Annotated in this window: 12 protein-coding genes and 4 tRNA genes; 6 read left to right on the top strand and 10 right to left on the bottom strand. The window is 65.7% G+C overall.

The window, feature by feature from the left end; translation table 11 throughout:
• Position 1: 1 nt before the first annotated feature.
• The 10 genes from map to AB9O74_RS04170 form a co-directional block, all read right to left on the bottom strand.
• Positions 2-769: a type I methionyl aminopeptidase gene (gene map / locus AB9O74_RS04125; protein ID WP_369348542.1), complete on the bottom strand. Its 768-nt coding sequence runs from the start codon at positions 767-769 to the stop codon at positions 2-4.
• Positions 766-978, bottom strand: a complete 213-nt coding sequence (locus AB9O74_RS04130) for a ParD-like family protein (RefSeq protein WP_088433419.1) — start codon at positions 976-978, stop codon at positions 766-768. Before AB9O74_RS04130 ends, map begins: the two co-directional genes overlap by 4 nt.
• A gap of 74 nt (positions 979-1,052) precedes the next feature.
• Positions 1,053-1,484, bottom strand: coding sequence for a RidA family protein (locus AB9O74_RS04135; RefSeq protein WP_369348543.1), 432 nt, complete (start codon positions 1,482-1,484; stop codon positions 1,053-1,055).
• A gap of 117 nt (positions 1,485-1,601) precedes the next feature.
• The gene (locus AB9O74_RS04140) at positions 1,602-2,504 is read right to left on the bottom strand and encodes a cation diffusion facilitator family transporter (RefSeq protein WP_354273284.1); all 903 of its coding nucleotides are present in this window, start codon (positions 2,502-2,504) and stop codon (positions 1,602-1,604) included.
• Between the two features lie 28 nt (positions 2,505-2,532).
• Positions 2,533-4,821: an Orn/Lys/Arg decarboxylase N-terminal domain-containing protein gene (locus AB9O74_RS04145; protein ID WP_369348544.1), complete on the bottom strand. Its 2,289-nt coding sequence runs from the start codon at positions 4,819-4,821 to the stop codon at positions 2,533-2,535.
• Between the two features lie 21 nt (positions 4,822-4,842).
• Positions 4,843-6,192, bottom strand: a complete 1,350-nt coding sequence (gene adiC / locus AB9O74_RS04150; RefSeq protein ID WP_176988665.1) for an arginine/agmatine antiporter — start codon at positions 6,190-6,192, stop codon at positions 4,843-4,845.
• Between the two features lie 51 nt (positions 6,193-6,243).
• Entirely contained in the window at positions 6,244-7,689 is a 1,446-nt protein-coding gene (locus AB9O74_RS04155) for a DcaP family trimeric outer membrane transporter (protein WP_369348545.1), read from the bottom strand.
• A gap of 432 nt (positions 7,690-8,121) precedes the next feature.
• A complete protein-coding gene (gene dsbG, locus AB9O74_RS04160; RefSeq protein ID WP_176988663.1) occupies positions 8,122-8,943 on the bottom strand; it encodes a thiol:disulfide interchange protein DsbG in 822 nt (273 codons plus the stop codon).
• Between the two features lie 41 nt (positions 8,944-8,984).
• A complete protein-coding gene (locus tag AB9O74_RS04165) occupies positions 8,985-9,785 on the bottom strand; it encodes a TlpA family protein disulfide reductase (RefSeq protein ID WP_369348546.1) in 801 nt (266 codons plus the stop codon).
• A gap of 114 nt (positions 9,786-9,899) precedes the next feature.
• Positions 9,900-10,964, bottom strand: coding sequence for a helix-turn-helix domain-containing protein (locus AB9O74_RS04170; protein WP_369348547.1), 1,065 nt, complete (start codon positions 10,962-10,964; stop codon positions 9,900-9,902).
• A gap of 210 nt (positions 10,965-11,174) precedes the next feature.
• Here AB9O74_RS04170 and AB9O74_RS04175 point away from each other — a divergent pair, with 210 nt between their 5' ends.
• The 6 genes from AB9O74_RS04175 to AB9O74_RS04200 all read left to right on the top strand — a co-directional run bounded on the left by AB9O74_RS04175 (position 11,175) and on the right by AB9O74_RS04200 (position 12,536).
• Positions 11,175-11,573, top strand: a complete 399-nt coding sequence (locus AB9O74_RS04175; protein WP_369348548.1) for a heavy metal-responsive transcriptional regulator — start codon at positions 11,175-11,177, stop codon at positions 11,571-11,573.
• Between the two features lie 73 nt (positions 11,574-11,646).
• Positions 11,647-11,829 carry a hypothetical protein gene (locus AB9O74_RS04180; protein WP_369348549.1) on the top strand — a complete coding sequence of 61 codons (183 nt, stop codon included), beginning with the start codon at positions 11,647-11,649 and terminating at the stop codon, positions 11,827-11,829.
• Between the two features lie 81 nt (positions 11,830-11,910).
• Positions 11,911-11,986: transfer RNA gene (locus AB9O74_RS04185), tRNA-Ala, on the top strand.
• Between the two features lie 49 nt (positions 11,987-12,035).
• Positions 12,036-12,111, top strand: a tRNA-Glu gene (locus AB9O74_RS04190).
• 224 nt (positions 12,112-12,335) lie between these two features.
• Positions 12,336-12,411 (top strand) — tRNA-Ala (locus tag AB9O74_RS04195).
• 49 nt (positions 12,412-12,460) lie between these two features.
• Positions 12,461-12,536 (top strand) — tRNA-Glu (locus AB9O74_RS04200).

The raw sequence follows: 12,536 nt of genomic DNA on the forward strand, positions 1-12,536 counted from the left end.
TTCAATCCGGCATCCGCTCGCCCGCGCGCAGCGTCAGCACCTCGACGCCCTCGGCGGTGACCAGCACGGTGTGCTCGGCCTGCGCCGACAGCTTCCCGTCACGGGTCGTCACGGTCCAGCCGTCGTCACTCATGTCGATGGCCGCGCGGCCCTGGTTGATCATCGGCTCGATGGTGAAGGTCATGCCCTCTTCCAGCTCCAGCCCGTCGCCGCGGCGCCCGTAATGCAGCACCTGCGGTTCCTCGTGCATCTCCTGGCCGATGCCATGGCCGCAGAATTCGCGGACCACGCTGTAGCCATGCGCCTTGGCATGTTGCTGGATCGCAAAACCGATGTCGCCCAGCGTCGCGCCCGGACGCACCACGCCGATCCCCTTCCACATCGCCTCGCGGGTGACCCGTACCAGCCGCTTTGCCGCGTAGTCCACCTCGCCGATCAGATAGGTCTTGCTGGAATCGGCGATGTAACCGTCCTTCTCCAGGGTGATGTCCAGGTTGACGATGCTGCCGCTGCGCAGGATGTCATCGGCGGAGGGCACCCCGTGGCAGACCGCGTTGTCGATCGAACTATTGAGTACGTAGGCAAAGCCATACTGGCCCTTGCTCGCCGGGCGGGCGTGCAGCTGATCGACGATGAAACGCTCGACCCAGTCATTCACCTGCAGCGTGCTCATGCCTTCCAGCGACAGCCCGTCCAGCGCTTCGAACACCTGTGCCAGCAGGCGTCCCGATGCGCGCATCAGCGCCTGTTCTTCAGCGGTCTTGATCATGCTTCGGCCACCCGCAGCGCGCCCGGTTCGACCCCGGCGGCACGCAGTTCACGGCTCACGATCTCCTGGTAGCTCATGCCCGGATTCATTTCGCACAGCATGCCGATCTTGATCCAGAAACCCGCCTGGGCGTTGATCGAGCGGCCCGAGACGCCGCTGGCGCGCCGCAGGTTGTCGTGCAGTTCGTCGTCGATGTTGACGATGCCCATGGGCGAGCCCTCTGAAGTGATATACACATCATATATGTTTCGTATATCACATGAAAAGACCCGCCCCGGATCGCTCAGCCGGTGTACGCCGTCGCCTCGATCTCGAACAGCATGCCCTCCAGTGCCAGCCGCGGCACCGGGATCAACGTGCAGGTCGGCGCACGACCCAGGGGCCAGCGGCGGCCGATCTGATCCGACAGGATCCCGAGCCGGTCCTGATCGTGATCCACCACCAGCACGGTCAGCTTGGCCACGCCGGCCAGGGTCGCCCCGGCGGAGGCGAGCGCCAGGCTCAGGTTGTCCAGCGCCTGGGCGACCTGCACCTCGAAGCGCGGCGACAACACGCCATCGGCGGTCTCCCCGCCCTGCCCGGCGATGTGGATCACGCGGGCCGGCAGGCGCACCACGGCAACGTGGGAATAGCCGTTCGCGGTCGGGTCGTACAGCCCGGGCGGATTGATGAAACCAAACAGGCCGGCAGGCGCAACAGGGGCATCGGTCAACATGGGGGAAGACTTGGTCAGGGAGTGAGTTCGCAGTCTCGTGCCTCAACCTCGGTTGAGGTCAACGCAGAGCATTGCAACGCTGCGATGCAGTCATGGACCCTCCGCTTGCGCACCGAATCAGGTCCAGGCCGGATCGGCCGTGAAATCGATGGTCAGCCAGAACTCGCTGCCGCGCGCATCCAAGCGCTCGGCGATCTCATCGCGCATCGCGTCCACGTTGCCGATGGTGCCGATCACCGTGTCCGGATGGGTCAGGATGTGGATTTCCACGAACCGCATGCGGCCCATCTTGGCCACGTGGCTGGTGAAATCCAGATAGCCGTGCTCGGCGACGAAGTCCTTCATCACCGCCTGCACGCGCGCATCCAGCGTATCCGGCGCCACCTGCAGGACTTCGCGCATGGCCTTCCAGGCGCTGCGGAGGGGTACCGGCAGCACCGCGACGCTGATCGCGGCCAGCACCAGCGGATCCAGATAGGGAATCCAGTGGGCGTGCTCGCCACCGCGCAGCAGCAAGGCTATCGCGAACGCCAGCACCACGGCCAGGCTCATCAGCCCGCTGAGCAGCCAGGCGCGCACGTCCAGCCACAGCAGGGCCGAATGCAGCTGCATCGCGCGGATGCGCACGAACGCCGCCATGGCCAGGTTGCTCACGCACAGCAGGGCCGCCCACAGCAGCGCAGGCCCGGCCTTGACCTCGTGCCCGCCGGTGGTCAGCCCGATCACCGAGTTGGCCAATGCATAGATGCAGGCCAGCGACAGGATCGCGCCGCCGAGGGCCTCCACCATCGGCTCCAGATGCCAGTACCCATACTGGAAGCGCGGGCTTTCTTCCCGCGCCACCAGCCGCAGCACCGACAACGCCACCAGGGTCAGCGCCACGTCCACCAGGCTGTAGACGCCGTCGAACAGGATGGCCTGCGATCCCACCAGCAGGCCCCCGATGAAGCCGACGGCGCTGACCGCCATCGTCACCCCGATGGAAAACGTGAGGACCCGCTGCTCGCGTGCTGTATCCATCGCTGGCCGAGGGTCCTCCGCGCGGGCGTCAGACCTTCAGCACCTCCACCTTGTAGCTCGGCGCATCGCCGTCGGTGTCGATGATAAGCCCGTGCACATCCGACTCGAAGCCCGGGAAGCGCGCGTTCTGCTCACGGGCGATCCGCAGCGACTGGATGATCGGCTCATCGCTGGCACCGAAGCGCTCGCCCGGCATGATGGTCGGAATGCCCGGCGGGTATGGCACCAGCATGGTGCCGGCGATGCGGCCACTGATCTGCTCGATGTCGACCCGCTCGATCTGGCCGCGCACCAGGTGGTCGTAGGCCTCGGCCGGGGTCATCACCGGCTCGGGCAGGTCCACGTACATCGCGCGCATCACCTGGGCCACGCCGAACTCGGCGTTGAAGGCGTGCAATGCATCGCACAGGTCGCGCAGACCCCAGCCGGCGTAGGCAATCGGGAACTCGGCGGCGAGCTGCGGCAGTGCACGGGTCAACGGCGCGTTGCTGTCGTACAGCTCCTTGAACGCCATCAGCTCGGTCACCAGGGTGCTCCACTTGCCCTTGGTGATGCCCATCGAGAACAGGAACAGCACCGAGTACAGGTTCGTCTTTTCCACGGTGATGCCGCGGGTCCACAGGAATTTGCTCAGGACCGCGGCCGGGATGCCACGCTGGCCCATCTCGCCATCCATCGACAGCCCGGGGGTCAGCAGGGTGACCTTGATCGGATCGATCAGCACGTAGTCGTCGACCAGGCCCTCGAAGCCGTGCCAGTGCGCGCCCGGCTGCAGGTACCACTCGCTGCGCTTGGCCACCATCGGGGCCGGTGCGTCGCCCTTGGCCAGCGAGCGCTCCAGCTTGTCCGGCTGCCAGACGCTGAACCACCAGTCGTCCCGGCCCAGGTCCTCGCGCACATGCAGCATCGCGCGGCGGAAGGCGATCGCCTCGTCGTGCATTTCCTGCACCAGCGATTCACCGGCCGCGCCCTCCATCATCTTGGAGGCCACATCGCAGGCCGCGATCACCCCGTAATGCGGGCTGGTCGTGGTGTGCATCATGAAGGCCTCGTTGAAGCGCTCGGCATCCAGCTCGCGGGAGGCCGCATTGCGCACGTGGATCATCGAGGCCTGGGAGAACGCGGCCAGCAGCTTGTGCGTGGAGTGCGTGGTGAAGATGATCGCATCCTGTTCGCGCGGCTTGCCCTTGGCCATGCCGTAATGGTTCTCGTAGAACGGATGGAAGGCGGCGTAGGCGTACCAGGCTTCGTCGAAATGCAGGAAGTCCACCGCGCTGCCGATTTCCTCGGCGATCTTCTCGGCGTTGTAGCACAGCCCGTCGTAGGTCGAGTTGGTCACCACTGCGATGCGCGGCTTGGAGCCGGCCTTGTAGGCTTTGCTGGCCAGTGGGTTGGCGGCGATGGCCTGCTGCAGCGATTCGGGCGTGAACTGTTCCAGGCTGATCGGGCCGATGATGCCGTGCGCGTTGCGGCTCGGGGTGAAGTACACCGGAATGCCTCCGGTCATGATCAGCGAGTGCAGCAACGACTTGTGGCAGTTGCGGTCGACGAACACCACATCGCCGCGCCCCACGGTGCCATGCCAGACGATCTTGTTGGCGGTGGAGGTGCCGTTGGTGACGAAGAAGGTATGGTCGGCACCGAAGTTGCGCGCCGCTTCGTTCTCGGCTTCCTTGATCGGACCGGTGTGGTCAAGCAGCGAACCCAGCTCCGGCACCGAGATCGACAGGTCACTGCGCAGGGTGTTCTCACCGTAGAACTGGTGGAACGCGCGCCCTACCGGTGATTTGGTGAACGCCACGCCGCCGGCATGACCGGGCGTGTGCCAGGAATAGTTCGACTCGGCCGTGTGGTGGATCAGCGCCTTGAAGAACGGCGGCAGCAGGTTGGCCATGTAGTCTTCGGCCGCGCGCATCACCTGGCGTGAGATGAAGCTCTTGGTGTCTTCGAACAGGAAGATGTAGCCGTGCACGAACTTGAGCAGCTTGCTCGGCACCTTCTCGATCGTGCGCCGCTCGCCGTACAGGAAGACCGGCAGGTTCGCGCGGCGGGCGGTCTGCTCACGCAGGAATCCGAGCAGGCGCTGGAACTGCTCCGGGTTCTCCTCGGTGCCGTCGATGGAGATCAGCACTGCCGAAGCCGCCACATAGGTGCGCGCACCGGCCTGGGCGTCGGCCAGCGTGAGGCCACACAGCACGCGCTGGTCGTTCTTGCGCAGTTCGTCCACCAGCGCACGGATCAGGATGCCGCCGATGCGCGGGGATTCGTAGTCGTCGTCAATGACGATGATCGGGTAATCAAGGGACTTGAAGTACACAGGGATTCTCCTGGGGGAAGATCACGAAAGCGTCGTGCGGACGGCGGCGTCGAGCGCGGGAAGCTGGCCGCGCTGGCGGCGACGCTCCTCGCTGAAGAACGGATAGAACACCGTGATGAACAACACGAACAGGAAGGCGTACTGCACGATGTTGCCGGCCGAGCCGAAGATCGCCCACAGGCAGTACACGACGGTGACGCTGGTCAGCAGCCAGAACGCGCCGGTATGCACCAGCGTGTGCGAGCGCTCGACCACGAAATAGCAGGCCACGCAGGAGTAGATGTACGGCAGCAGGGTCAGCACCACCGCGGCCGAGGTGATCACGTCGAACTGGGCCGATGCGGTCTTGGAGGTCGAGGTGACCAGCACCGCCAGGGTCATCAGCACGGCCACGATCAGCACGCCCTTGACCGGCACGTCGTCCTTGTTGGTCTTGCTGAAGATGCTCGGGAACAGGCCATCGTCCGATGCGGCCTTGGCGCTCTGCGCGGTCAGCAGGATCCAGCCACCGAGCGAGCCGGCGGCACCCACGAAGGCGCACAGGCTGACCAGCGCCCCGCCCCACCCGCCCACGGCATTGGCCGCAGCCAGCGCGAACGGCGCATCGGAGACCTGCAGGTCGCCATTGGGCACCATGCCCATGATCACCGAGGAGCTCGCGATGTAGGCGATCGCCGCCAGGAACACGCCGGCGAGCGTGGCGCGGGCGACGTTCTTCTCCGGATTCTCGACCACACCGGCGGTCACCGAGGCTGATTCCACGCCGATGAAGGCCCACAGGGTCAACGCCGCGGCGCTGGAGATCGCGCCGAAGTTGGATTCACCGGACACGTTGTAGGCGCCCTTGAAGATCGTCGGGTCGAAGAAGAACCAGCCGAAGATCGCGATGCCCAGGATCGGCACCAGCGCGAAGCTGGTGGTCACCGTCTGCAGCTTGCTGACGAACGACGGGCCGATGACGTTGGCGAAGCTCAGCGCCCACACCAGCGCCAGCACCGCGATGCAGCGCGGCACCGGCTCGGACAGGATCGGGAAGAAGTAGCTGAAATAGCCCACCGCCGCGATCGGAATGGCGACATTGCCGATCCAGTTGGCGAACCAGTAGACGGCGTTGGTCTGGAAGCCCATGTAGGGCCCGAACCAGTCACGCGCATGGGCATACGGACCACCCGCCTTGGGCGCCAGCTTGCCGAGCTTGGCGAAGACGAAGGCCAGCAGCAGCGCGCCGGCCGTGGTGATCAGCCAGCCCCAGATCGAGGCAGTGCCGATCTTGGCCAGGCTGGAGGGCAGCAGGAACACCCCCGACCCCATCATGTTGCCGGCCACCAGGAAGGTGGCCCCGACGACCCCGATTTTCTTTGCTTGTGCCATGACGCTTGCTCCTTTGCCAGGCAGGGACCCGGTCAGGCCGGGCGGTGGGAGTTACTTGATGAAGTTGTATTGCAGGCTGCCCTGCAGCCGCACCGTGTCGCCGCGCTGTCCGCCCTGCTGCTCCAGCTGTCCGTAGAGCAGTTCCATGCCCATCGTCCACGACGGCGCCGGGCTCCACAGCAGGTTGAAGACGCCGTAGCGGCTCTGGCGGAAGGCATCGGCAGCCAGCGCATCGTTGCGCCCGCTGGTCAGCTGGCCGTAGATCAGGTTCGAACGCCACAGCGGCGACCAGTAATGCGTGTATCCGACGAAGCCGCCGTACAGCGACAGCGCCTGCAGGCGGCCATCGGCCGTCACCACTGCATCCATGCCCGACCCGGTCAGGTCGGCCGTATAGCGCGCCAGACCTTTACCACCGAGCATGCCGAACAACAGCAGGTCCTGGTCGCCTACGGCCGCCGAGCCGCTGAGCTGCAGGCCACCGGCAAAGCGTCGGCCATCGCCGGCATCGCCGTCGTAGCCCAGGCTGCGCGCGACACCGCCGAGCTGCAGGTGTCCCCAGTCGCGTTCCATCCGGGCGGTGACGGTGACATCGGGGAGCTGGTCGACCGGCATGATCCCCTCGGCGGGGTTGCTCAACTGGGTGTCCGGATCCTCGGCGGCCACGGTGAGCGTGTTGCCCTTGCCCATCGCAAAGCTGTGGTGGATGCCGGCCACCAACAGGTAGCCCGCACCGCCCGGCCCGGCGAAATCCAGGGTGTCAGGCAGGCTGTCGGCATCCATGAAGCTGGAATAGCCATAGCCGGCATACGTGTTGCCGAGCTGGCCATAGGCGTGGCGCAGGCGGAACTGATAGCTGTCGCTGCTGCCGAAGAAGTCGTTCTCCAGGTAGAAGCGCAGGTTGCCGTGCGTGGTCGGGCGCCGCGCTTCGAAGCTGAAGCGGGTCTGCTTGGCATGCAGCGTGAAGTTGGACACATCCCGGTGGGCGCTGCCGACCGGAATGGACGAGGTGATGAACTGCTCCTGGTCACCGGCCGCTCGTGAATCGGCGATCGCATCAAGCTTGGCGTAGCCGCCGATGCGGATCAGGGTATCGGTGTTGGGGATCGCGAAAAAGCCTTTCAGCTCGGGATCGGTCGGGCCGGCGGCGCTGTCCGGGCGGGACGCGGCGGTGGACGGGTCGGAAACGGAATCACGTTGCGGGAGGATGGCCTGGCCCATGCCCGGCACCTGGGCCTGGGCGGTCAGCGGGGCCGGCGACGGCGACGGCGACGGCAAGGGCACTGCCGTCGTGCCCGGCGAAGGAATCGCCGTGGCCACCGGCGAGGTGGGAGGAGGCTTCCCGGATTCGATCGCTTCCAGGCGTTTCTCCATCTGCTCCAGGGTCTGTCGCAGTGTCTGGATGTCCTGCCGCAACGCGGCCGCCGAATCCTGCGCGTACACCGGCACCGCAGCCATCGCTGCCACGCACGCGACCGTCAACACAGCCAAGCGCATCACATCCTCCTTGAAACGCACACAGTCCCGCGCGTCCGCGCCGGCCGGCATCCTCGATGCCGCAGGTCGCGGGCGCGCAGCCCGGCACTGCAATGCGCGCGACCATCTCGCCCGCACGGGATCCCCTCATCCCTGATGACCAACGCGCTCACGCATGTCGGCCAGCGCCTTGAGTAACAATCGCAAAGTGAGAGTGCCGTGAACGTTGTCAGGCATTTTTCTGACCGTGAGGCCACGCATCCGATGCGTGCGGGGAAATCCGTGGGAGAGCGCATGGAGCCCAGCGTAGCGATCCAGGCGATTCCGGCCTTGATCCAAATCAAGCCGAAGGCTTTTGCCCCTCTGGAGATACTGGACTGCAGCGCGAAGCCGAAACGAAACGCGCCGGGCATGGCCCGGCGCGAGGTGTGGCGTGTAGCCGGCCGCGCTGGCTCAGCGTGGGCCGAGCACCACGGTCATGTCATCGCCCTGCGGCATGCCGGAGCGGCGTTGCACCATGCCCTGGGCATCCTTGAACAGAATGCCCGGCGTGCCCTGGAAACCAAGCTCGATCATCAACACCTGGTTCGCATCCAGCTTGTTGGCGACCTCCGCCGTCAGCGATGCCGCCGGCTTGATACCGCCGCGATCGAACAGTCGCTCGTTCTCCAGCAGTGCAGCACTGGGATTGGGCGCGGTGAGAATCGCGGCCGCCTTGGCCGGGCTGTCTTCGCGGATCACGCCAACCATGACGTGGCGCAACTGCACCTTGCCGGCATCCACCCACGGTCGTGCCGCTTCCCAGAAGCGATGGCAGTAAGGGCAGTTCGCATCGCTGAAGGTGTAGACCACGCGCGGCGCATCGGCACGGCCATCGCGCACCCAGGCGCTCTCGTCGAGCTTTTTCCAGCTGCGCTCGGACATCGGCTTGGCCACCAGCTTTTCCAGCGGCGCCGCACCCACGTCCTCACCGCTGGCATCGAACAGACTGCCGACGACCACGTGCTTCCCATCCGCAGTGACATACGCCGCCGCGGGTTGCTGCCCACCGACCACGCCGGCGAAACCGCGCAGGCCACCGGGCGCATCAAACTCGCCGATCACCTCGAAACCATGCTTTTCAATGCCCTTCAGTACCGCCGGACGATCTCCGCCAGCCTTCGCCGCTGCGGCATCACCAGCCTTCGGCGTCTGTGCCTGGCTGCACCCGGCCAGGGCCATCAGAAGCGACACGGCAAGCACGGTGCCCAGCGGGCGCGAGGACTTCAATTTCATGGTGACTCCTGGATTCAATAAACATGACAACGCGACCACCGTTACAGGCTGTCGAGCTTGGATTGCAGGCCGGCGGCACTCAGTTCACCCAGGTGTATCTGCCGCAGCCGGCCCTGCCCATCGAAGAACAGGGTAGTCGGATAGGCGTGCACCTGCAGCCGCTCGGCGGTGAGCGCGTCCTCATCCAGCAGCACATTGGCCAGCGTCAACCGCTCGGCGGCCAGGAAACCCTCGACCTCCTCACGGGTTTCACCCTGGTTGACGAACAGGAAACGGATATCCGGATGGCGCTGCTGCGCGCGGGCCAGTACCGGCATCTCGCGACGACAGGGGCCGCACCAGCTCGCCCAGAGATTGACCACCACCGGCGTGCCCTGCGTGTCGGCCAAGGCCGTTGGCGCGCCCTCCAACGAGGTCAGGGTGATCGCCGGCAGCGTCACCCGCGATTGCTGCAGCCAGCCAGCACCGCTGGACAGTACCGCCCAGCCGATCACACCGGCCAGGGCACCGGCCCATACCGGCCGACGCAGCGAAGGCCATCGGCGCAGGCGCCATGCGCCCCACCCCAGCCCAGCCACCAGGGCAGGCCACAGAAGGAAGCCGCCATCGCCGATGCGCAGGACGCCCCACGGGTCCTGCGCATAATCGCCCACATGCCAGAGCACGAATGCGGCGCGACCGGCCAGCAGGCCCAGCAACAGCATGTCCACCACCACCGATCGCGGACGCGGCGCGCCCTCGATCGCCGGCGCACGCACCACGCTGGCGACCAGCATCGCAATACCGACGGCCACCAACACCCACACGACCGCAAGCGGTACCGGGCCTACACTGCTGATCATTGATTCTCTCCGCCATCGCTCGGGGTCTGCCACGCTGCGACGGCTGTTGCTTCGGGCCCGCCGGCATGGTCCCAGCAAGAGGTCAATGGAGCAAGCGTGCCGGTGGCGCGCGATTCAGGCCACGGAGCGGACCGCCTCGACCATCCGTCCGACCGGTCGCGAAGCGGCCCGCTCGCGCTGTTGCGCCGCCACCTGACGCCGATAGCGCGCCGGTGTCAGCCCGACGATGCGCAGGAACAAGCGGCGGAATGCGCTCTGGTCGGAGTAACCCACCATCCATGCCACCTGGTCGACCACGCCACCGGCCTGCAGCAACAGCTGCGCCTTGGCGATGCGCAGGCGCTGGCAGTACTCGATCGGCCGCATCCCGGTGGCTTTCAGGAAACGGCGCTGCAATGTGCGCGGCTCCAGGCCGGCCTGCGCGCAGATGTCCTCCAGCCCGACACCGCGTGCGGCGATGCCGTGCAGCCAACGCTGCGCCTTGAGGATGCATCTGTCCCCGTGCGCGAAGTTCGGGCTGAAGCGCTCCAGATCGTCCAGTTCGGTACGCGGGATCACCAGCTGCAGCTGCTGGATGACGGTATTCATCACGCTCTGCCCATACACGCGTGCGAGCAGGCGCAGGCTCAGGTACTTCCAGGCATCCTGGCCGGCGGCGGTCAACAGATCCCCGTCATCGACCAGGGTGCGCTCGCTGGGCAACCAGCTGGGCACCATCATGCGCAGCGGCGGGCAGCGCGCGGGATCGGGCACGCTGACGGAACGCCCGGCCAGCACACCCGCTGCCGCCAGCAGCAGGCCGCCTTCGTCGCAGCCGGCCAGCAGGCTGCAGCCCTCGTGACATTCCCGCAGCCAGGCCAGCAGGCGTTCGTCGGGCGGTGCCAGGGTCCAGCTCGATTCGCTCCCGGGCACGACGATGATGGTCGGTAGCGCATCGCCGAACAGTTCCGTCCCGGCAACGCGCTGCATGCCACGGGCGGACATCGTCCACCGCGTCACCAGCATGCGTGCGCCGGTGCGGCGACCGGCGGCCACCGTGCGGTTGCAGCGTTGTGCCAGCTCGGAGAGCACCGGGGTGGCGGCGCGCAGGCTGCCGGGGAATTCCACCACCCCGACTTCCATCAGGGCCGGCTTGTCCGGCCGGCGATCCGGCTGCAGCGTGTTGCGGGGTGCGTCCATGGCCAATCTCCTGGAACAGTGCCTGCCGGCGCAGGCCGGGCAGAACGGGTCGATACATAAGATGGCCTGAGGCTACGGACGTCCCGGGAGGAGGACCATGCAACTAGTTGCAAATTTCACACCGGCTGAACTTCCAGTGGGGTTTGAGCAAGGCTTGACCCTGGAGCGCACTCCAAGGTTCAGAATGAGCCGGTCATCCACGAGGTGCTCATGAACATTGGACAGCTCGCGCGCCTGGCCGGCGTGCCCATCGACACGGTGCGTTATTACGAGCGGCAACAGCTGCTGCCGACCGCCCGACGCAGCGCCGGCGGCTACCGGGTCTTCGGCGAGTCCGACCTGACCCGCCTGCAGTTCATCCGCCGCGCCAAGACACTGGGCTTCAGCCTGGACGAAATCGCCGACCTGCTCGGCTTCAGTGATCAGCGCGGCCAGGACATAGCGCAGATCCGCGACAGCGCGGTGAACAAACTCACCGATATCGAGCAGCGCATCGGCGAGCTGCAGCGCATGCACAGCGCGCTCAAGCACCTGGTCGACGCCTGCCCCGGTCATGGCGATCAGGAACGGTGCCCGATCCTGACGGCGTTGACGGACGCACGCCTATGAAACCACTCACGCTCCATTTCAGCGCATGTGCCGCGACGATGGTGATGCCACGCACACGGCGTGATGCTCCGCGATGGATACGACGGTTGCCGCCGGCGTGCTGTATCTACTCGGCATCGTGATGTCGCCGGGTTTGCTGGCGATGTTCATTGCGATGGCGATGGCGATGGCGATGGCGGTGGCGATGAGCCTGAGTTCGGTGTCGGTGATCGGCAATGCACTGCGATTGCGCCATCAACGACTGCCTGGCGAATGAGCGTGCGTGCATGACGAAATTTCTTCACTTTTTCCTTGCCAATCCAAAACGCCGTCGCTATGATTTCGCTCCTCACGACGTGGGGCCATAGCTCAGCTGGGAGAGCGCCTGCATGGCATGCAGGAGGTCGGCGGTTCGATCCCGCCTGGCTCCACCACTTCTCCGGACACAGGCCGTCCGACAGAAGCCAAAATTCGGTTTAACGCGTCCCCATCGTCTAGAGGCCTAGGACATCACCCTTTCACGGTGGCGACCGGGGTTCGAATCCCCGTGGGGACGCCAGTTTCAAGCAGACAGCCCTGACCTCGGTCGGGGCTTTTTGTTTGTAGCGTGCCGTTCAATGACACGGCACGTGCGATCTTTCTTTTGGTTTGCGTGACGATACGGACTGCCGGGAACCGCCGACATCGATGGTCGAGTGGCTGCGTGCATTCTTTCTTCGGTGTTTCAGAAAAAAGACTTGGCGAACGCTTCACGGCCGCGTAGAATTCCGCCTCCAGCATCGTGGGGCCATAGCTCAGCTGGGAGAGCGCCTGCATGGCATGCAGGAGGTCGGCGGTTCGATCCCGCCTGGCTCCACCACTTCTCCGGACACAGGCCGTCCGACAGAAGCCAAAATTCGGTTTAACGCGTCCCCATCGTCTAGAGGCCTAGGACATCACCCTTTCACGGTGGCGACCGGGGTTCGAATCCCCGTGGGGACGCCA

The sequence above is a fragment of the Stenotrophomonas sp. JAG2 genome (assembly GCF_041080745.1).
Classification (GTDB): domain Bacteria; phylum Pseudomonadota; class Gammaproteobacteria; order Xanthomonadales; family Xanthomonadaceae; genus Stenotrophomonas; species Stenotrophomonas maltophilia_AA.

Coding starts and splice junctions, on each gene's coding strand:
- map (WP_369348542.1), bottom strand. CDS start 769: ATGATCAAGACCGCTGAAGAACAGGCGCTGATGCGCGCATCGGGACGC.
- AB9O74_RS04180 (WP_369348549.1), top strand. CDS start 11,647: ATGGATACGACGGTTGCCGCCGGCGTGCTGTATCTACTCGGCATCGTG.
- AB9O74_RS04170 (WP_369348547.1), bottom strand. CDS start 10,964: ATGGACGCACCCCGCAACACGCTGCAGCCGGATCGCCGGCCGGACAAG.
- AB9O74_RS04165 (WP_369348546.1), bottom strand. CDS start 9,785: ATGATCAGCAGTGTAGGCCCGGTACCGCTTGCGGTCGTGTGGGTGTTG.
- AB9O74_RS04130 (WP_088433419.1), bottom strand. CDS start 978: ATGGGCATCGTCAACATCGACGACGAACTGCACGACAACCTGCGGCGC.
- AB9O74_RS04175 (WP_369348548.1), top strand. CDS start 11,175: ATGAACATTGGACAGCTCGCGCGCCTGGCCGGCGTGCCCATCGACACG.
- AB9O74_RS04155 (WP_369348545.1), bottom strand. CDS start 7,689: ATGCGCTTGGCTGTGTTGACGGTCGCGTGCGTGGCAGCGATGGCTGCG.
- dsbG (WP_176988663.1), bottom strand. CDS start 8,943: ATGAAATTGAAGTCCTCGCGCCCGCTGGGCACCGTGCTTGCCGTGTCG.
- AB9O74_RS04140 (WP_354273284.1), bottom strand. CDS start 2,504: ATGGATACAGCACGCGAGCAGCGGGTCCTCACGTTTTCCATCGGGGTG.
- adiC (WP_176988665.1), bottom strand. CDS start 6,192: ATGGCACAAGCAAAGAAAATCGGGGTCGTCGGGGCCACCTTCCTGGTG.
- AB9O74_RS04135 (WP_369348543.1), bottom strand. CDS start 1,484: ATGTTGACCGATGCCCCTGTTGCGCCTGCCGGCCTGTTTGGTTTCATC.